The sequence below is a fragment of the Streptomyces sp. NPDC090106 genome (genome assembly GCF_044747265.1).
In the GTDB taxonomy this organism is placed as follows: domain Bacteria; phylum Actinomycetota; class Actinomycetes; order Streptomycetales; family Streptomycetaceae; genus Streptomyces.
Map to the genome: position 1 here is coordinate 476,130 of NZ_JBIVDS010000006.1, position 19,247 is coordinate 495,376.

Sequence of the window (19,247 nt, forward strand, 5' to 3'; positions counted from 1 at the left end):
TCCCGGCTCGCCCGAGCCGTCCCGAGCCGAGCCGTCCCGAGCCGAGCCGTCCCGTCCCGAGCCGTCCCGAGCCGGCTGTGCAGAGTCCGGCGGGTCGAGCTGAATTCAGCCGGGCTGAGCCGAGACGTTCGCGTCGAGCCGATTCCGGCTGGCCCGAGCTCAGTGGATCCGGGCCGAGCCGTCAGTCGTCCCGAGACCGGTCGCGACGGCCTCGCGCCAGGTCCCGTGGCCGCCCGGCGCCGTGTTCATCTGCGGTTGCCCGACAGGCGGTAGGCGTCCAGGGCCAGTGTCATCTCGATCAGGTCCCGGGGGCGGGCCAGTGAGCGTGAGGTGAGCTGTTCCAGGCGGCGCAGGCGGTTGAAGACCGTGTTGCGGTGGCAGTACAGGCGCGCGGCGGCCCGGCCCGCCGAGCCCTCGCAGGTCAGCCAGACGTCGAGGGTCTCCAGGAGGACGGCCCGGTCGGCCGGTTCCAGCTCCAGCAGCGGGCCCAGGACGTCCGACACCAGCCGGTCGGCCAGCTCCGGCTGGCTCACCACGAGCGCCGTCGGCATCCGCTGGTCCAGGCGCACGACGGACGCGGCGTCCGGCGGGCAGGTGCGCAGCGCCAGTTCCGCGAGCCGCCGGGCCTGGCCCAGCTCGGCCAGGCCCGGCACCACCGGGCTGATCCCACCGGGGCCCGAGCAGCGCCCGTCCAGCGCCCGCGCCACCCCGTCGAGCCCCTGGCCGGGGGAGAGGGCCACCACCCCGATCTCGCCGTCGGCCCGCATCCGCCAGATGAACCGGAACCCGGCCCCGCGCAGCGGACGCTCGGCCGCCTCCCGCCGCTCGGCCCGTAACACCACGACCGCGTACGGCCCGTGCTCCGGCAGGTCGAGCCCCGCGGCGGCCCGTGCCGCGAGCCCCGGGGTCGCCTTGCCCTCCAGCAGCGCGTCCAGGAGCGCCTGCAACTGCTCGTCGGTACGGCGGCGCAGCTCCGCCTCCGTCGCCCGGTACGCCTCCGACGCCGCCTGGGCCTGCGCGTCCACCGCCGACCACACCATCGTCGCCGACCGCATCAGCGCCGCGAGCCGGTCCGGTTTCTGTCCGGCGGTGCCCGCCACGAGCGCGTCCCACACGAGATAGCCCGCGTTGCGGTACGCGTGCACCAGCAGGTCCAGCGGCAGCCCCTGCCGGGCCCGGCGCCGGCCCGCGTCCTCGGCGCACTCCAGGTCGCGGCGCGGCGAGTCCCGGGGCGCCGAGATCGTCTCGATGCCGATCCGTATCGCCTCCTCCGCCTCCCGCCACTGCTGGTCGTAGGGCAGCACCCGCGCGTAGACGGGGGAGTGGTCGAACAGTTGTCCTAGGTGCTCGTCGACCAGCTCCGGCACCCGTTCCAGCAGAGTCGTGCAGGACTCCGCGAGCAGCTTCCAGTCATGACCGGTCGGCGGCCGTCGAGCTCCCATGGCCGGAGGATGCCACCCCGGCCGGGCCGCGCACAGGCCCCTGACACGCGACGTTGTGCTCACGCACAACGTCCGGCCCGTCCCGCTGGGCACCCGCAGCGATTCCGCCGCGGGCCGTGGACGGACGCCTCCGCCGGTGCTGGGGTGAGCGTCACGTCGCCGGTGACAGAGGGGAAGTCCATGGGTGGAGCCGGACTAGTCGTACGAGATCTGTCCGTCGGCTACGGGCCCGTACGAGCGCTGCGCGGGGTGTCCCTCCAGGTGCCGGAGGGGGCCGTGGTGACGGTGCTCGGCGCCAACGGCGCGGGCAAGTCCACCCTGCTGCGGGCGATCAGCCGCACCCTGTCCTTCCACGGCGGCACCGTCGCCGAGGGCGAGATCCGACTGGACGACCGCCGCCTCGACCGGCTCGCGCCGGACCGGGTGGTCGCCGCCGGGGTGTCCCAAGTCCCCGAAGGACGGCAGGTGTTCGCCCGGATGACCGTCGCCGACAACCTGCGCGCGGGCGCCCTCGGCGGGGACCGCGCGGACCGGACCGGGGCACTGGCCCGGGTCCACCAGCTGTTCCCCGTCCTCGCCGAACGCGCCCGGCAGCGCGCCGGGCTGCTCTCCGGCGGCGAACAGCAGATGCTCGCCGTCGCCCGCGCCCTGATGGCCGCGCCGAAGGTCCTCCTCCTCGACGAACCCTCCCTCGGCCTGGCCCCGCTCATGGCCGAGCGGATCGCCGACACCATCCGCCAGATCAACACCCAGGGCACCTCGGTCCTGCTCGTCGAGCAGAACGCCGCGCTCGCCCTGCGCCTGGCGACCCACGCGTACGTCCTCGAGGTCGGCGAGGTCACCCTCTCCGGCCCGGCCGCGGAACTCGCCGCCTCCGACGAGGTCCGCCGCCGCTACCTGGGCGTGGTCGACGAGGACGCCGCCGCCGACGCGGCCCAGCGCACCACGCGGACCCTCACGAGATGGGAGGGATGACGACCGTGGACGCACCGCAGACGCAGGAAGCGCTCGAAGTGCGCGGGCTGACCGTCCGGTTCGCCGGGCTCACCGCCCTCGACGACGTCGGCTTCACCGTCCGCCCCGGCACCGTGCACGCCCTCATCGGCCCCAACGGGGCGGGAAAATCGACCTGCTTCAACGTCCTGTCCGGGGTCTACCGGGCCACCGCCGGCAGCGTCCGCTTCGGCGCACACGAACTCGTCGGCATGCCCCCGCACCGCATCGCCGCGCTCGGCGTCGCCCGCATCTTCCAGAACCTCGCGCTGCCGCCCCGCGCCACCGTCGAGGACAGCCTGCTCCTCGGCCGCCACCGGCTGACCCGGACCGGCTTCCTGGCGGCCGGACTCCGGCTGCCGTCCGCGGCCCGCGAGGAGCGCCGGCACCGTGAACGCGTGCGCGAGATAGCCGAGTTCGTCGGCATCGCGGACTGTCTCGGCCACCCGGCGGGCTCCCTGCCCTACGGGCGGCAGAAACTCGCCGAACTCGCCCGCGCCCTGTGCATGGAGCCGCGCCTGCTGCTCCTGGACGAGCCGGTGGCGGGCATGACGGCCGACGAACGGCGGCGCACCGCCGCCGTGATCGCAGGGGTCCGCGACGGCCTCGGCATCTCGATCGTCCTGGTGGAACACGACATGGGGGTGGTGATGCGGCTCGCGGACGCGGTGACCGTACTCGACTTCGGGCGCCGGATCGCCGACGGCGCCCCGGCCGACGTACAGAACGACCCGGCCGTCGTCCGGGCCTACCTGGGGGCGGGTTCATGAGCACCTTCGCCGAAATCCTGCTGAACGGCGTCTCGTTGGGGTCGGTGTACGCGCTGATCGCGCTCGGCTTCGTGGTGATCTTCCGGGCCACCGAGGTCGTCAACTTCGCCCACGCGTCCCTGCTGCTGGCCGGCGGGTACGTCACCGCGTCCCTCCACGAGGACCTCGGCTTCTGGCCCGCGCTGCTCGTCGGGATCGCGGGCGCCGCGCTGGTCGGGGCGGCCGTGGAGTTCCTGGTGATGCGCCGCTACCGGGGCTCCGACCACAGTGTCCTCGCCATCGTCACCATCGGCGTCGACATCCTCCTCACCACCGAACTGACCCGCCGGATCGGCACGGACGTCCTCGCGCTCGGCGACCCCTGGGGCGACGACGTGCTGCGGATCGGCGCGATCTCCCTCGCCCACACCAGGATCGCCGCGTTCGTGACGGCGGCGCTGCTCATCACCGTCTTCCTGCTGGCCTTCCGCTTCACCTCCTGGGGCGTGGCGATGCGGGCCGCGGCGGAGAGCTCGGAGACGGCCGCGCTGATGGGCGTCCGCCTGGGCCGGGTGTCACTGGGCGCCTGGGCCGTGGCGGGCGGACTGGCCGCCGTGGCCGCCCTGTTCCTCACCGTCTTCCCGACCCCCGGCCTGGAACGGGCCACCTCGCTCGCCGCGCTGAAGGCGTTCCCGGCGGCCATCCTCGGCGGCCTCGACTCCACGACCGGCGCCCTGGTGGGCGGCCTCCTGGTCGGGATCACCGAGTCCCTCGCCACCGGCTACCAGAGCGACCTCACCTTCCTCGGCCGAGGGCTCGGAGACCTCGCCCCCTATCTCGTGATGGTGGCGATCCTGCTCATCCGGCCCGCCGGGCTGTTCGGCACGAAGGAGCTCGCCCGTGTCTGAGACCCTGGCGAGACCCCTGCGCCTGCTGCGCACCCGCACCAGCGCGTGGACGGCCGCGACGGTCGTTCTGCTCGCCCTGCCGTTCTACCTGGACCGGTTCTGGCTCCAGGCGGGCCTGTTCGCGATGGCCGCCGCGATCGGCGCGATCGGCATCAACCTCCTCACCGGGGCGACCGGCCAACTGTCCATGGGCCACGCCTTCTTCCTCGCCGTCGGCGCCTACGCCTACTGCGTGTTCGCCGCCGACGGCGACGACGGACTCACCGGGCTCGGCCTGCCGACCTGGCTCGCGGCCGTCCTCGCGGTCCTCGTCGCCGGCGTGGCGGGCGGCCTGTTCAGTCCCATCTCCGGCCGCCTCAGCGGCGCCTACCTCGGCATCGCCACGCTCGCCCTCGTCTTCATCGGCCAGCACGTGATGTTCAACGCCCATGACCTGACCGGTGGCGCCAACGGCCGTGACGTCCCGCCCCTGAACCTGTTCGGGCTCACCTTCGACGACCGTGAACTCCTCGTCGCCGCCGTCCCGTTCGGCTCGGCGGAGAAGCTCTGGTACGCCGGACTCGCCGCCCTGCTCGCGGGCGCGCTGTTCGCGCGGGGCGTCCTGCGCGGGCGTCCCGGACGCGCCATGAACGCGATCCGCGACCACCGCATCGCCGCCGGCGTGATCGGGGTCCCGGTGGCCAGGCAGCGGGCCGCCGTGTTCGTGCTGTCGTCGATGTACGCGGGCCTCGCGGGCGTGCTGCTCGCGCTGGTCTTCCAGCGGACGGTGCCCGACTACTTCGGCATCACCCTGTCCCTCGAATACCTCGCCATGATCGTCATCGGCGGGCTCGGATCGGTCTCGGGCGCGGTCGCCGGGGCCGTGTTCGTCTCACTGCTGCCGCAACTGCTGACCCGCTACAGCGACGCGCTGCCCCTCGTCTCGGACCCCGGCACGGGCGGCATCGCCCCGGGCGAGGCGTCCCGGTACCTGTACGGGGCCGCCGTCGTGCTGGTGGTGCTGTTCCTGCCCGGCGGCCTGGTCCACGTGGCCGCCCGGCGTCGTACCAGAACCCACTCAGGGGAGGACCGATGAACACGACGTACGTCGCCAGGGCCACGGCGGGAGCGCTTGCCGCTCTGCTGGTGCTGGCCGGATGCAGTTCCAAGGCCAAGGACTCGGAGGACGGCGACAAGGCCGCCGCGGGAGGCGTCAAGACCGGTGAGGGCATCTCCGGCAAGACGATCAACCTCGGCGTCCTCACCGACATGACCGGGGTCTACGCCACCCTCGGCAAGAGCGTCACCCAGGCCCAGCAGCTCTATGTGAAGCAGCTGAACGCCGCCGGAGGCGTCTGCGGCTACAAGGTGGCCCTGACCGTCCGGGACCACGGCTACGACCCGCAGAAGGCCGTCTCCGGCTACACGGAGCTCGAACCGAAGGTGCTGGGCTTCGCCCAGTTCATCGGCTCGCCGTTCGTCGCCGCCGTCAAGCAGCGTATCGACGGCCAGGACAAGGCCCTGGTGCTGCCGCAGGCGTGGTCCTCGGCGCTGCTGGGCAGCCCGTACATCCGGGTCATCGGATCGACGTACGACCTGGAGACGATCAACGCCGTCGACTTCCTGATCAAGGAGAAGGGCATCGCCAAGGGCGACAAGATCGGGCACGTGTACTTCGAGGGCGACTACGGCGAGAGCGCCCTGGTCGGCTCCAAGTACGCGGCGAAGGAGGCGGGCCTGACCGTCGTCGAGCAGAAGATCAAGCCCACCGACAACGACATGACCGCCCAGGTCACCGCGCTCAAGAAGGCCGGGGTCAAGGCGATCGTGCTGAGCGCGGGCCCGCGCCAGGCGGCGTCGCTGGTGGGGGTCGCCGCCGCGGCCGGCTTCGACGTGCCGGTCATCGGCAACAACTCCGCGTTCGCGCCCCAGCTGCTCGCCACCCAGGCGGGCCCGGCCCTGGAGAAGAACTACTGGGTGGCCTCGCCGTCGCTGCCCATCGGCGCGGACACCCCGGAGGCGAAGAAGCTCGTCGCCGACTACCGGAAGGCGTACCCGAAGGACGCCCTCGACAACGGCATCGTCGCGGGCTGGACCGCCGCGTCCGTGTTCGGCGAGGCGCTGAAGAAGGCCTGCGCGAGCAAGGACCTGACCCGTGAGGGCGTCGACAAGGCCCTGCTGACGCTCGCCTCCTACGACAACGGCTTCGGCGTCGACCAGGACTTCAGCGACCCGGCGTCCGCCTCCTCCCGGCAGAGCGTGATCCTCCAGCCCGACAAGAGCGCCACGGGCGGCATGACGGTCGTCCAGGAGGCCGCCGCCTCCGAGGCGGCCGAGGGCTACACCCCGCAGGCCTGAGAAACCGCCGAGGGCCCGAACCGGATGTCCGGTTCGGGCCCTCGGCGGTTGGTACGGCGACGGCGACGGCTACGGGAGCTGAGCCCGTGCCTCGCGACGGTTGTCGCGGAAGTTGTTCACCCGGCGGGCCGTGGCGAACAGCGGGATGACCGCGCCCATGACGAGCTGGAGCGCGCAGCCGGTCTGCAGGAGCAGCTGGCCGCTCGGGGCGTCGAAGGCCCAGGCGGCGAGCAGACCCATGGAGACGACGATCCAGGAGAGCATCGCGACCGCGAGGCGGCCCCGCGGCTTCGGGTACTCGACCCGGCTCACCATCAGCCAGGCGGTGCCCAGGATCGCCAGGAGCGTCGCCACGAAGGGCAGCTCCAGGAGCACGATCGAGACGACCGTCAGCGCGCCGAACGGCGAGGGCATGCCCTGGAACATGCCGTTCGGGACCGTCACGCACGAGAAGCGCGCGAGGCGCAGCACGACGGCCAGGAGCACCACGATCGCCCCCACCGCCGCCACCCGCTGGTGCGCGTCGTCGGCGACCATGCCGTAGACGAGGACGAAGTACGCGGGCGCCAGACCGAAGCTGATCAGGTCCGACAGGTTGTCCAGCTCCGCGCCCATGGGCGAGGAGCGGAGCTTGCGGGCCACCAGGCCGTCGAACAGGTCGAAGACCGCCGCGCAGAGCATCAGGATGACGGCGGTGGCCGCGCTGTGGCGGGCCATGCCGGATTCCTGGCTGCCGGTGAGGTGCGGGATCAGGATGCCGGTGGTGGTGAAGTACACCGCCATGAAGCCGCACGTGGCGTTGCCGAGGGTGAGGGTGTCCGCTATCGACAGACGGAGAGAAAGAGGCATCTCCTCCTCTTCGTCGACCTCGTCGGCCTCGGGCACCCAGCCCGCCTGTGTCTCAGGATCAATCACGGTCAATGCGAGTCACCCCCGCCACGGTCTTCTGCCCGACCTCGACGCCGACCTCCACGCCCTCGGGCAGGTAGATGTCGACGCGCGAGCCGAAGCGGATCAGACCGATGCGGTCACCCTGCTCGACCTTCGTGCCCTGCGGGATGTACGGCACGATGCGGCGGGCCACCGCACCGGCGATCTGGATCATCTCGATGTCACCGAGTTCGGTGTCGAAATGCCAGACTACGCGCTCGTTGTTCTCGCTCTCCTTGTTGAACGCCGGAACGAACCCACCGGGGATGTGCTCGACCGAGGTCACCGTGCCGGAGAGCGGCGCGCGGTTGACGTGGACGTTGAGCGGGCTCATGAAGATCGCGACGCGGGTGCGGCCGTCCTTCCACGGCATGATGCTCTGCACCACACCGTCGGCGGGCGAGATGACCAGGCCCTGGGCGATCTCGCGCTCGGGGTCGCGGAAGAACCACAGCATGCCCGCCGCGAGCGCGGTGGCGGGCACGGCCACCGCCTTGGCGACGCCGGAGCGGCGTGCCTTGACGAGGCTCAGGGCTGCGGTGGCGACGGTCGGGAAGAGCCACGGCGATGCTCCGCGCGCGAGGCGTACGCCGGCCCGGCTGTCGCGAGGTGCAGAGGTTTGGCTGTGGGGCATGGATGACCTTCGTAGCGGATGATGCCGCGCTTCGTTCGGGGGACGGCGGCTTTCCGGGATCGTACCGGTCACGGGCCACAACTGGGCAAGCCAGGAAGCCGAGTCGGCGGCCGAAGAGGGTTGACGGGGTGTGACCTTCTTCTCCAAGAAAACACCCCGTATCCGGACAATCAGCCCTGGAATCGATACTCTTCGAGCAGCCTGCGACCGATGATCATTTTCTGGATCTCGGCGGTACCTTCGCCGATCAGCAGCATCGGAGCCTCCCGGTAGAGCCGCTCGATCTCGTACTCCTTGGAGAAGCCGTAGCCGCCGTGGATCCGGAAGGCGTCCTCCACGACTTCCTTGCAGTATTCGGAGGCGAGGTACTTCGCCATCCCTGCTTCGAGGTCGTTTCGCTCACCGGAGTCCTTTTTGCGTGCAGCGTTGACCATCATCGCATGCGCGGCCTCGACCTTGGTAGCCATCTCGGCCAGCTTGAACTGGATGGCCTGGTGCTGGGCGATCGCCTTGCCGAAAGTGTGACGCTGCTGGGCGTACCGGACGCCGAGTTCGAAAGCACGCTGAGCGACACCGCAGCCACGCGCCGCCACATTGACGCGGCCCACCTCGACGCCGTCCATCATTTGGTAAAAACCTCGGCCCGTGACGCCGCCGAGCACGCGATCGGCCGGAATGCGCAGGCCGTCCATGATCAGTTCGGTGGTGTCGACGCCCTTGTAGCCCATCTTGTCGATCTTCCCGGGGATGGTGAGGCCGGGGCGGACCTCACCGAAACCGGGCTCCTTCTCCACCAGGAAGGTCGTCATCGACTTGTGCGGCTTGGCGGCCGCCTCCTCGGGGGAGTGTCCTTCGTCACTTCGGACGAGAACGGCGACCAGACTTGACGTCCCGCCGTTCGTCAGCCACATCTTCTGACCGTTCAGGACGTACTCGTCACCGTCCTTGACCGCCTTGGACGTGATGGCCGACACATCGGAACCCAGGCCCGGCTCCGACATGGAGAACGCGCCCCGGACGTCACCCGCCGCCATCCGCGGCAGGAAGTGCTCCTTCTGCTCCCGCGTGCCGTGCTGCTTGAGCATGTAGGCCACGATGAAGTGGGTGTTGATGATGCCGGACACCGACATCCACCCGCGGGCGATCTCCTCCACGCACAGCGCGTACGTCAGGAGCGACTCGCCCAGACCGCCGTACTCCTCCGGGATCATGAGCCCGAACAGGCCCAACTCCTTGAGGCCGTCGACGATCTGCTGCGGGTACTCGTCGCGGTGCTCCAGCTCGGTGGCGACCGGGATGATCTCCTTGTCCACGAAGTCGCGGACGGTGGAGAGGATTTCCTGCTGGATGTCGGTCAGACCGGCGGTCTGGGCGAGGCGTGCCATCGGGCTCAGCCCTCCTGAAGTTCCGGGCGGCCGGGCTGTTCGCCGCCGCGCTCCTTGATGTACGTCTCGGTCGGCACCATGACCTTGCGGCGGAACACGCAGACCAGCGTGCCGTCCTGCTTGTAGCCCTTGGTCTCGACGTGGACGATCCCGCGGTCGTTCTTCGACTTCGACGGCCACTTGTCCAGCACGGTCGTCTGGCCGTAGATCGTGTCGCCGTGGAAGGTCGGCGCCACGTGCTTGAGCGACTCGATCTCCAGGTTGGCGATCGCCTTCCCGGAGACGTCCGGGACGCTCATGCCGAGCAGCAGCGAGTAGATGTAGTTGCCCACGACGACGTTCTTGCCGAAGTCCGTGGTCTTCTCGGCGTAGTTGGTGTCCATGTGGAGCGGGTGGTGGTTCATGGTGAGGAGACAGAACAGGTGGTCGTCGTACTCCGTGACCGTCTTCCCGGGCCAGTGCTTGTAGACCGCCCCGACCTCGAACTCCTCGTAGGTGCGCCCGAACTGCATGGCCTCACGCCTCCGGAATCTCGAACTTGCTGGTGCGCCGCATGCCGGCCGCCCGCCCCTTGCCGGAGATGACCAGCGCCATCTTGCGGCTGGCCTCGTCGATCATCTCGTCGCCGAGCATCGCGGAGCCCTTCTTGCCGCCGGCCTCGGACGTGCACCAGTCGTACGCGTCCAGGATCAGCTCGGCGTGGTCGAAGTCCTCCTGCGACGGCGAGAAGATCTCGTTGGACGCCTCGACCTGCCCCGGGTGCAGCACCCACTTGCCGTCGAAGCCGAGCGCGGCGGCGCGCTGCGCGACCTCGCGGTAGCCGTCGACGTTGCGGATCTGGAGGTAGGGGCCGTCGATCGCCTGGAGGTCGTTGGCGCGGGCCGCCATCAGGATCTTCATCAGGATGTAGTGGTAGGCGTCCGCCGGGTAGCCGGGCGGCTGCTCACCGACGACCAGCGACTTCATGTTGATCGACGCCATGAAGTCGGCCGGGCCGAAGATGATCGTCTCGACGCGCTGGGAGGCCGTCGCGATCTCGTTGACGTTGTTCAGGCCCTGCGCGTTCTCGATCTGCGCCTCGATGCCGATCTTCCCGACCTCGAAGCCCATCGTCTTCTCGATCTGGGTGAGCAGCAGGTCCAGGGCGACGATCTGCTGGGCCGTCTGCACCTTCGGCAGCATGATGCAGTCGAGGTTCTGCCCGGCGCCCTCGACGACGGTCACGACATCGCGGTACGTCCACTCCGTCGTCCAGTCGTTCACGCGGACCACACGCGTCTTGCCGGTCCAGTCGCCCTCGTTGAGGAACTTCACGATGGTGTGCCGCGCCTCGGGCTTGGCGAGGGGGGCGCACGCGTCCTCCAGGTCCAGGAAGACCTGGTCCGCCGGGAGGCCCTGCGCCTTCTCCAGGAAGCGGGGGTTGCTTCCCGGCACCGCGAGACACGAGCGGCGGGGACGCAGACGGTTGACGGTCATGCGGGGACCTCCAGGGGGTCGAGCTTGTTCGCTTTCCGGATCTCGTCGACGATGCGGCCGATGATCCCGGTGATGTCGAAGTCCTTCGGGGTGAAGACGGCGGCCACTCCGGCGGCCCGGAGCTGCTCGGCGTCCCCATTCGGGATGATGCCACCGGCGATCACCGGGATATCTGTGGCACCGGCCACATGGAGCCGCTCCAGCACGTCCGGCACCAACTGCGCGTGCGAGCCGGACAGGATGGACAGCCCGACCGCGTGCACGTCCTCCGCGAGCGCCGCGTCCACGATCTGCTCCGGGGTGAGCCGGATGCCCTGGTAGACCACCTCGAACCCGGCGTCACGCGCGCGGACGGCGATCTGCTCGGCGCCGTTGGAGTGCCCGTCCAGGCCCGGCTTGCCGACCAGGAAGCGCAGCTTGCCCACGCCCATGTCCTTCGCCGTCGCCTCGACCTTGCGGCGCACCTCGGCGAGCGGCGAGCCCTCCTCGGCGGGCACCGCGACGGGCGCCGAGGAGACGCCCGTGGGCGCGCGGAACTCGCCGAACACCTCGCGCAGCGCCCCGGCCCACTCGCCGGTCGTCACGCCGGCGCGGGCGCACTCCAGGGTGGCCTCCATGAGGTTGCCGGTGCCCTTCGCGGCCTCCTTCAGCCGCTCCAGCGCCTTGCACGGGCGCGGGTGGTTGAAGGGCGGCTGGTAGCGGGTGTCCCGCCAGGCCGCCAGGCCCGAGATCACCCGGGCCTCGACCGCCGGGTCCACCGTCTGGATCGCGGTGTCCAGGTCGGACGTCAGCGGGTTGGGCTCGGTGGTCTCGAAGACGTTGACGCCGATGATCTTCTCCTGGCCGGACTCGATCCGGGCCCGGCGCTCGGCGTGCGAGGAGACCAGCTGCGACTTCAGGTAGCCGGACTCGACGGCGGCCATCGCGCCGCCCATCTCCTGGATCCGCTCCATCTCGGCCAGGGACTCCTCGACGAGCTGGGCGACCTTCGCCTCGACGACGTGCGAGCCGTCGAAGATGTCCTCGTACTCCAGCAGGTCGCTCTCCAGGGCGAGCACCTGCTGGATGCGCAGCGACCACTGCTGGTCCCAGGGCCGGGGCAGGCCCAGCGCCTCGTTCCAGGCCGGGAGCTGGACGGCACGCGCGCGTGCGTCCTTGGAGAGGGTCACGGCCAGCATCTCCAGGACGATCCGCTGGACGTTGTTCTCCGGCTGCGCCTCGGTCAGGCCGAGCGAGTTGACCTGGACGCCGTAGCGGAAGCGGCGCTGCTTGGGGTTCTCGATGCCGTAGCGCTCGCGGGTGACCTGGTCCCAGATGCGGCCGAAGGCGCGCATCTTGCACATCTCCTCGATGAACCGGACGCCCGCGTTCACGAAGAACGAGATCCGGGCGACGACGTCACCGAACTTCTCGGCGGGCACCTGACCGGAGTCGCGCACCGCGTCCAGCACCGCGATCGCCGTCGACATGGCGTACGCGATCTCCTGGACCGGCGTGGCCCCGGCCTCCTGCAGGTGGTAGCTGCAGATGTTGATCGGGTTCCACTTGGGGATGTGGGAGACCGTGTACGCGATCATGTCGGTCGTCAGCCGGAGCGAGGGTCCCGGCGGGAACACATGGGTGCCCCGTGACAGGTACTCCTTGACGATGTCGTTCTGGGTCGTGCCCTGGAGCCGGGTGATGTCGGCGCCCTGCTCCTCGGCGACGACCTGGTAGAGCGCCAGCAGCCACATGGCGGTGGCGTTGATCGTCATCGAGGTGTTCATCTGCTCCAGGGGGATGTCCTGGAACAGCCGCCGCATGTCACCGAGATGGGCCACCGGCACCCCGACCCGGCCGACCTCGCCGCGGGCGAGGATGTGGTCGGAGTCGTAGCCGGTCTGGGTCGGCAGGTCGAACGCGACCGACAGACCGGTCTGGCCCTTGGCGAGGTTGCGCCGGTACAGCTCGTTGGACGCCTCGGCCGTGGAGTGACCGGCATACGTGCGCATGAGCCACGGCCGGTCCTTCTCCTTCTGCGCCCGCGGCGCGGACTCCGTCGCCACGTCGGCGTTCTGACGCTCAGTCATCTATGACCCCGGGTGTCTCAGATGTTGCGGAAGCGGTTGATGGCGTCGATGTGCCGGGCGCGCATCTCCTCGTCGCGCACGCCGAGACCTTCCTCGGGGGCCAGGCAGAGCACGCCGACCTTGCCCTGGTGGAGGTTGCGGTGCACGTCGAAGGCCGCCTGGCCGGTGTCCTCCAGGGAGTACACCTTGGACAGGGTCGGGTGGATCTTTCCCTTCGCGATCAGCCGGTTGGCCTCCCAGGCCTCGCGGTAGTTGGCGAAGTGCGAGCCGATGATCCGCTTCAGCGACATCCACAGGTAGCGGTTGTCGTACTCGTGCATGTAGCCCGAGGTCGAGGCGCAGGTGGTGATGGTGCCGCCCTTGCGGGTGACGAAGACGGAGGCGCCGAAGGTCTCGCGGCCCGGGTGCTCGAAGACGATGTCGATGTCCTCGCCGCCGGTCAGCTCGCGGATGCGCTTGCCGAACCGCTTCCACTCCTTGGGGTCCTGGGTCTGCTCGTCCTTCCAGAACCGGTAGCCCTCGGCGTTGCGGTCGATGATCGCCTCGGCGCCCATGGACCGGCAGATGTCCGCCTTCTGGTCGCTGGAGACGACACAGATCGGGTTGGCGCCGCCCGCGAGCGCGAACTGCGTGGCGTAGGAGCCGAGTCCGCCGCTCGCGCCCCAGATCAGGACGTTGTCGCCCTGCTTCATGCCGGCGCCGTTGCGGGAGACCAGCTGCCGGTAGGCGGTGGAGTTGACCAGGCCCGGGGCGGCGGCCTCCTCCCAGCTGAGGTGGTCCGGCTTGGGCATCAGCTGGTTGGACTTGACCAGCGCGACCTCGGCGAGACCGCCGAAGTTGGTCTCGAAGCCCCAGATGCGCTGCTCGGGGTCGAGCATCGTGTCGTTGTGGCCGTCGGACGACTCCATCTCGACGGACAGACAGTGCGCGACGACCTCGTCACCGGGCTTCCAGGCGTTCACGCCGGGGCCGGTGCGCAGGACGACGCCCGCGAGGTCGGAGCCGATGATGTGGTAGGGCAGGTCGTGCCGCTTGGCCAGGTCGTTGGTGCGGCCGTAGCGCTCCAGGAACCCGAAGGTGGAGAGCGGCTCGAAGATCGAGGTCCACACCGAGTTGTAGTTGACACTCGATGCCATGACGGCGACCAGGGCCTCGCCCGGGCCGAGTTCGGGCACCGGCACGTCGTCCAGGTGGATCGACGTGCGCGGGTCCTTGTCGCGGGACTCCAGCCCCGCGAACATCTCGGTCTCGTCCTTGTGCACGGTGATCGCGCGGTACGACTCGGGCAGCGGCAGGGCGGCGAAGTCGGCCGGGGTCGAGTCCGGCGACTGGATCGCTTCCAGGATGTCCTTGGTGGTCACGGTGTTGCCTCCGGCGATACGCGCCCTGAGGGAGGGGCGCTGAGGGTTACGTCGGTGCCGTCGGTTCGGCGGTTGATTGCGGTGCGGCAGCGCTTTGTGGCGCGGGAGGTTGCCTGTGACGCAGGCGTCCGGGCGGGCAGGTCGATGACTTGCTGGGACAGCCGGCGTGCGCATGGTCTCTGCACGCCGGCCGCCCGGACTCCTTCAACGTATGACACCGCGTGTCACCCCGCAAGGCACTGAGTGCCAGAGATTGCTCTCAGGTGAAATCTTTACGTAACAAATGAGCGATGATCGATCGAACGGGGTGGGAAAGGTGCCTGAAAAGCGCCTCTGACATGGCAAAACGGCCACCCCGAAGGGTGGCCGTCATCACAGGGAGGGGAGGGGCTCGGTGGGGCTCAGCGGTCCTTGAGGGCCTCTTCGATGGTCCGCATGACCTCGTCCAGCGGCGCGTCCGTGCGCGCGACCGCCACCAGGACCTCGCCCTGGGCGGAGACCGTCGCGGCCGACGGCACCGGGGCGCCGGCGCCCGAACGGCCCGCCCCTATGCCCGTCCCGAAGGTCTTGCGGACGATCGCGAACGCGTGGTCCAGCTGCGTCTCGACGTCGCCCTGGCCGCCGGCCCGCAGCCAGCGCCGCAGCACGTGGTTGTGGGCGGTGACCACCGCGGACGCGGCGACCTCCGCCAGCAGCGGATCGTCGTTGGCGTCGTCGTCGTGCGCGTGCTCGTCGAAGTGGCCGAGGAGGTAGCGGGTGAAGAGCCGTTCGTAGCGGGCCACCGACGCGATCTCCGCCTCGCGCAGGGTGGGCACCTCGCGGGTCAGCTTGTAGCGGGCGACCGAGATCTCCGGCCGGGCCGCGTACATCCGCATGACCTCCTTGATGCCGTTGCACACCGTGTCGAGCGGGTGCTCGTGCGGGGGAGCCGCGTTGAGCACGGCCTCCGCACGGATCAGGGTGTCGTCGTGGTCCGGGAAGATCGCCTCTTCCTTGGAGCGGAAGTGGCGGAAGAAGGTGCGCCGCGCGACCCCGGCCCGGGCCGCGATCTCGTCGACGGTGGTCGCCTCGTACCCCTTCGTGGCGAACAGTTCCATCGCCGCCGCCGCCAGTTCGCGGCGCATCTTGAGCCGCTGGGCCGCCGCGCGACTGCCCGCGGCACTTTCCGGCGCGTCGGGCGTGGCGGGGGTACGTGAGGACCTGGCGGGCTGGGGCATGACCCGAACGTACTGCATCGGCGCAGGTTGGCGCTCATGTCCGGGGATCCCGGGGCCCTCGGGGCACCCCCCGCCCGCGCGGAGCGGGGGGTGCGCGGTGGGGTCGAGCAGCCCGCCCCAGTCCTCACGGCGCCCGGACCGGTCGCCGACGCGGTCAGCGGCGGGCATATTCGCGGAAACCCCGGCCCGTCTTGCGGCCGAGGCAGCCCGCGGCCACCAGGTGCTCCAGGAGGGGCGCGGGGGCGAGACCCGGGTCGCGGAACTCGCGGTGCAGGACCTTCTCGATGGCGAGCGAGACGTCGAGACCGACGACGTCCAGCAGCTCGAAGGGCCCCATCGGGTAGCCGCCGCCGAGCTTCATCGCGGCGTCGATGTCGTCCAGGGAGGCGTAGTGCTCCTGGACCATCTTCACCGCGTTGTTCAGATACGGGAACAGCAGCGCGTTCACGATGAACCCGGCGCGGTCGCCGCAGTCCACGGCGTGCTTCCTGATCCGGCCGCAGACCTCGCGGACCGTCGCGTGCACGTCCTCGGCGGTCAGCACCGTGCGGACGACCTCGACGAGCTTCATCGCGGGCGCCGGGTTGAAGAAGTGCATGCCGATCACGTCCTGGGGACGGGAGGTGGCCCGCGCGCAGGCGACGACCGGGAGGGAGGAGGTCGTGGTGGCCAGCACCGCGCCCGGCTTGCAGACCTTGTCGAGCGCCTGGAAGAGCTGGCGCTTGATCTCCAGGTCCTCGGCGACCGCCTCGACGGCCAGGTCGACGTCCGCGAACGCCTCGTACGAGCCCGCGGGGGTGACCAGCTCCAGGGTCGCGGCGGCGGCCTCGGCCGTCATCCGGCCCTTGCCGACGGACCGTGCGAGGGACGTGCCGATCCGGGCCTTGGCGGCCTCCGCCTTCTCCTCGCTGCGGGCGGCGAGGACGACCGCGTACCCGGCCTTGGCGAAGACCTCGGCGATCCCGGACGCCATGGTGCCGGAGCCCGCGACACCCACGGAACGGACCGTACGGCCCGCCGTGCCGGAACCGGCGGCGGACGGCGTCGCGGCGTCGGCCACGACCGTCGCGCTGCCCGGGGCCTCGTACGTGTAGAAGCCGCGGCCCGACTTACGGCCCGTCAGCCCCGCCTCGCTGAGCTGCTTCAGGATCGGCGCGGGCGCGTGCAGCCGGTCCTGGGACTCGGTGTACATGGCGTCCAGGACGGTCCGCGCGGTGTCGATGCCGATCAGGTCCAGCAGCGCGAGGGGGCCCATCGGCAGACCGCAGCCGAGCCGCATCGCCGCGTCGATGTCCTCGCGGGAGGCGTACTTCGCCTCGTACATCGCGGCGGCCTGGTTGAGGTACCCGAACAGCAGCCCGTCCGCGACGAACCCGGGCCGGTCGCCGACCGCGACGGGCTCCTTGCCGAGGTCGAGCGCGAGGTCGGTGACGGCGGTGACGGCGGCCGGCGCGGTGAGCACCGAGGAGACGACCTCGACCAGCTTCATCGCGGGCGCCGGGTTGAAGAAGTGCAGGCCGAGAACCCGTTCGGGGCGGGCCGAGTCGGCGGCGAGCCGGGTCACCGACAGCGCGTTGGTGCCGGTCGCGAGAATCGTCTCCGGCCGCACGATGCCGTCGAGTTCACGGAAGATCTGATGCTTGATCTCGTACGACTCCGGCGCGACCTCGATGACGAGATCCGCCTCGGCTGCGGTTGCCAGGTCGGTGGAGGTGCGGACCCGGGCGAGGATGTCCGCCCGTTCCTCGCCGGTCAGCCGGCCGCGCTCCACGGCCCGCGCGGTCGAGGACTCCAGGGCGGTGACGGCCTGGCCGGCGGCGGCCTCGCTGATGTCGATGCCGATGACCGTGCGGCCGGCCTTGGCGAGGACCTCGGCGATGCCGGTGCCCATGGTGCCGAGGCCGACGACGGCGACGGTCCGGATCGGGGACAGAGGGGTGTCGGACGACAGGTCGGACAGGGGAGCGGCCATCGCGGGACTCCAGGAATGAGGGTGACGACTGGGAGCGCGACCCGGTGCGCCGAAGGGGCGCACCGGGTGCGGAGAGACACGGGTGCAGCGGATGCGATGCGGGTGGTGCCGGGCTACTGGCGCACACGCCCGGGATGCCGTCGCCGCGAGCGCGCACACGCTCGGACGGACGGTGGGAATCGACCGGCTCTGTCCCGAAGCCACGTCGTACATCAGGTACTTGGCGTACCGAACCGACTGCTCTCCCGGCGGCTGCGTCACCAGGCCGCCGAGAGGAAGTTCCACGAGTGGGTAACTCGCTCGATTGAGCTTAACCGGCGGGTAACGAGCGCGCCACCCCCTGGGCTTTGTGATGTACGCCCCAGGCGCGGGCGACCCGCCTAGGCTGCGTGTCATGGACGAAGAGTTGCGATCGCTCACGGAGCGCTTACGGCAGGAGTCCGGGAAACCGGAGGCGTACGAGCGTCTGGAGGCGACCGGGGACCTGGACGAACTGGCGTCGGTGCTGACCGCGCCGGGGCAGCCGCTGTGGGCCCGGGAACTGGCGGCCTTCCGGCTCGGGGTGGCGGGGGACCGGCGTGCCTTCGAGTCCCTCGTCCTGTTCCTGAACCACCGTGACCCCGCGCGCTGCGTCTCCGCCGCCCATGCCCTGGCCCGCCTCGGCGACCCGCGCACGGCGCGCGCCGCCGCCGCGCTCGCGACCAACGAACTCCGCGTCGCCTACGCCCTCGTCCCGGTCCGGCTCCTCGCCGACCTGGGGGCGCCCGAGTCGGTCCCCGCCCTCATCACCACCCTGGAACGCCGGCTGACCCCGCACGACCCCTACCGCCGCGTGGCCCTCGCCTGTGTCGAGGGCCTCGGCTCCCTGGGCGACACCCGGGCCAGACCGGTCCTGACCGAGGCCCTGGCCCACCCGTCCCTGGCGGAGGCGGCGGTCCACGCCCTGGCGCGGATCCCGGCTCAACGCTGACCGGACGGCTCCCGGACGTACCGCTCCGCGAGGGACGCGGGAGATGGCGCTCGGTTCACGTCGAGGGGGCTCCATGGTGTGCAGGACCGAGGGGGAGGGGCGATCGGCGGCGAAGCGCAACGGTGCGGCTTCCCGGACATGGGTGCGTCCCCGTGCCTTTGACGCGTGGGCAGGGAGAGCACATGTATGGCGCACAGTCGCGCAGTCGGCTTCTGAAGGGCGCGGCTCACCGGCCTTTCAAAGGGGGCAGCCCCCTTGGGGATGCCCCCGCCCCGCTCGGTGACGGGCTTCGTCGCTCTCTCGTCAACTGCTGAGGCTCTTCCCGCGCCTCCCAGCCTCCCGCGCCCCATGGCCGCAGCCGGCGAGCGCCATGTCGCGGATCTGGGCGCCGGTCACGGTGACACGATCGCGAAGGCCTCGATCTCCATCAGGAACTCGGGGCGGATCAGCGCGGCGACCTGGACGGCCGAGGCGGCGGGGAGGCGGTCGTCGGGGATGTGGGCGGTGCGGGCCTCGCGGACGGCCGGCATATGGGCCATGTCCGTGACGAAGTAGGTGAGTTTGACGACGTCGTCGAAGGTCGCGCCCGCGGAGGCGAGGCAGCGGCGGAGGTTCTCGAAGACCTGGCGGGCCTGTGCCGCCGGGTCGTTCTCGCCGACGAGGCCGCCGTGCTCGTCCAGGGCGAGCTGGCCGGAGACCGCGACGAAGCGGCCGGTGCCCAGGACGACATGTGTGTACTGGGAGGCGGGCGCGAGCCCGTCGGGGGCGGGGATCCTGGTCAGCTCACTCATGGCTCCATGGTGG

At 70.6% G+C, this 19,247-nt stretch carries 17 protein-coding genes; 6 read left to right on the forward strand and 11 right to left on the reverse strand.

Translation table 11 applies throughout. The features are described 5' to 3' along the window. Positions 1-245: 245 nt before the first annotated feature. Complete coding sequence (locus ACIPSE_RS22225) at positions 246-1,442, reverse strand: PucR family transcriptional regulator (RefSeq protein ID WP_401664871.1); 1,197 nt, start codon at positions 1,440-1,442, stop codon at positions 246-248. A 180-nt stretch (positions 1,443-1,622) separates the two neighbouring features. Here ACIPSE_RS22225 and ACIPSE_RS22230 point away from each other — a divergent pair, with 180 nt between their 5' ends. The 5 genes from ACIPSE_RS22230 to ACIPSE_RS22250 are packed head-to-tail and all read left to right on the forward strand — an operon-like array spanning position 1,623 to position 6,429. After that, on the forward strand, positions 1,623-2,417 hold the full coding sequence (locus ACIPSE_RS22230; protein WP_401664872.1) for an ABC transporter ATP-binding protein: 795 nt from the start codon (positions 1,623-1,625) through the stop codon (positions 2,415-2,417). After that, positions 2,414-3,205 carry an ABC transporter ATP-binding protein gene (locus ACIPSE_RS22235; RefSeq protein ID WP_401664874.1) on the forward strand — a complete coding sequence of 264 codons (792 nt, stop codon included), beginning with the start codon at positions 2,414-2,416 and terminating at the stop codon, positions 3,203-3,205. Before ACIPSE_RS22230 ends, ACIPSE_RS22235 begins: the two co-directional genes overlap by 4 nt. Continuing rightward, complete coding sequence (locus tag ACIPSE_RS22240) at positions 3,202-4,092, forward strand: branched-chain amino acid ABC transporter permease (RefSeq protein ID WP_401664875.1); 891 nt, start codon at positions 3,202-3,204, stop codon at positions 4,090-4,092. The genes ACIPSE_RS22235 and ACIPSE_RS22240 overlap by 4 nt, the downstream gene beginning before the upstream one ends. Then, positions 4,085-5,167 (forward strand): branched-chain amino acid ABC transporter permease, encoded by a 1,083-nt coding sequence (locus ACIPSE_RS22245; RefSeq protein ID WP_401664876.1) that lies wholly within the window; start codon positions 4,085-4,087, stop codon positions 5,165-5,167. The genes ACIPSE_RS22240 and ACIPSE_RS22245 overlap by 8 nt, the downstream gene beginning before the upstream one ends. Beyond that, positions 5,164-6,429, forward strand: a complete 1,266-nt coding sequence (locus ACIPSE_RS22250) for an ABC transporter substrate-binding protein (protein WP_401664877.1) — start codon at positions 5,164-5,166, stop codon at positions 6,427-6,429. The genes ACIPSE_RS22245 and ACIPSE_RS22250 overlap by 4 nt, the downstream gene beginning before the upstream one ends. 69 nt (positions 6,430-6,498) lie before the next feature. Here ACIPSE_RS22250 and pssA read toward each other — a convergent pair whose 3' ends face one another. From pssA to ACIPSE_RS22295, 9 genes are all read right to left on the reverse strand, one after another. Then, entirely contained in the window at positions 6,499-7,314 is an 816-nt protein-coding gene (pssA, locus tag ACIPSE_RS22255) for a CDP-diacylglycerol--serine O-phosphatidyltransferase (RefSeq protein ID WP_401665053.1), read from the reverse strand. A gap of 22 nt (positions 7,315-7,336) precedes the next feature. Continuing rightward, positions 7,337-7,993 carry a phosphatidylserine decarboxylase gene (locus ACIPSE_RS22260; protein ID WP_401665055.1) on the reverse strand — a complete coding sequence of 219 codons (657 nt, stop codon included), beginning with the start codon at positions 7,991-7,993 and terminating at the stop codon, positions 7,337-7,339. Between the two features lie 170 nt (positions 7,994-8,163). Then, positions 8,164-9,378 carry an acyl-CoA dehydrogenase family protein gene (locus ACIPSE_RS22265; RefSeq protein WP_401664879.1) on the reverse strand — a complete coding sequence of 405 codons (1,215 nt, stop codon included), beginning with the start codon at positions 9,376-9,378 and terminating at the stop codon, positions 8,164-8,166. Positions 9,379-9,383: 5 nt separating this feature from the next. Beyond that, positions 9,384-9,890 carry a MaoC family dehydratase gene (locus tag ACIPSE_RS22270; RefSeq protein WP_401664880.1) on the reverse strand — a complete coding sequence of 169 codons (507 nt, stop codon included), beginning with the start codon at positions 9,888-9,890 and terminating at the stop codon, positions 9,384-9,386. 4 nt (positions 9,891-9,894) lie between these two features. Further along, the gene (locus tag ACIPSE_RS22275; RefSeq protein ID WP_401664882.1) at positions 9,895-10,854 is read right to left on the reverse strand and encodes an HpcH/HpaI aldolase/citrate lyase family protein; all 960 of its coding nucleotides are present in this window, start codon (positions 10,852-10,854) and stop codon (positions 9,895-9,897) included. Then, a complete protein-coding gene (locus tag ACIPSE_RS22280) occupies positions 10,851-12,923 on the reverse strand; it encodes a protein meaA (protein ID WP_401664883.1) in 2,073 nt (690 codons plus the stop codon). Before ACIPSE_RS22280 ends, ACIPSE_RS22275 begins: the two co-directional genes overlap by 4 nt. A gap of 17 nt (positions 12,924-12,940) precedes the next feature. Next, the gene (gene ccrA, locus ACIPSE_RS22285) at positions 12,941-14,284 is read right to left on the reverse strand and encodes a crotonyl-CoA carboxylase/reductase (protein WP_401664884.1); all 1,344 of its coding nucleotides are present in this window, start codon (positions 14,282-14,284) and stop codon (positions 12,941-12,943) included. A gap of 401 nt (positions 14,285-14,685) precedes the next feature. Next, entirely contained in the window at positions 14,686-15,501 is an 816-nt protein-coding gene (locus ACIPSE_RS22290) for a TetR family transcriptional regulator (protein ID WP_401664886.1), read from the reverse strand. Between the two features lie 154 nt (positions 15,502-15,655). Next, positions 15,656-17,473: a 3-hydroxyacyl-CoA dehydrogenase family protein gene (locus ACIPSE_RS22295; RefSeq protein WP_401664887.1), complete on the reverse strand. Its 1,818-nt coding sequence runs from the start codon at positions 17,471-17,473 to the stop codon at positions 15,656-15,658. 394 nt (positions 17,474-17,867) lie between these two features. Here ACIPSE_RS22295 and ACIPSE_RS22300 point away from each other — a divergent pair, with 394 nt between their 5' ends. Then, a complete protein-coding gene (locus ACIPSE_RS22300) occupies positions 17,868-18,443 on the forward strand; it encodes an adenylosuccinate lyase (RefSeq protein ID WP_401664889.1) in 576 nt (191 codons plus the stop codon). Positions 18,444-18,835: 392 nt separating this feature from the next. Here ACIPSE_RS22300 and ACIPSE_RS22305 read toward each other — a convergent pair whose 3' ends face one another. Then, positions 18,836-19,234, reverse strand: coding sequence for a RidA family protein (locus ACIPSE_RS22305; RefSeq protein ID WP_401664890.1), 399 nt, complete (start codon positions 19,232-19,234; stop codon positions 18,836-18,838). Positions 19,235-19,247 lie beyond the last annotated feature (13 nt).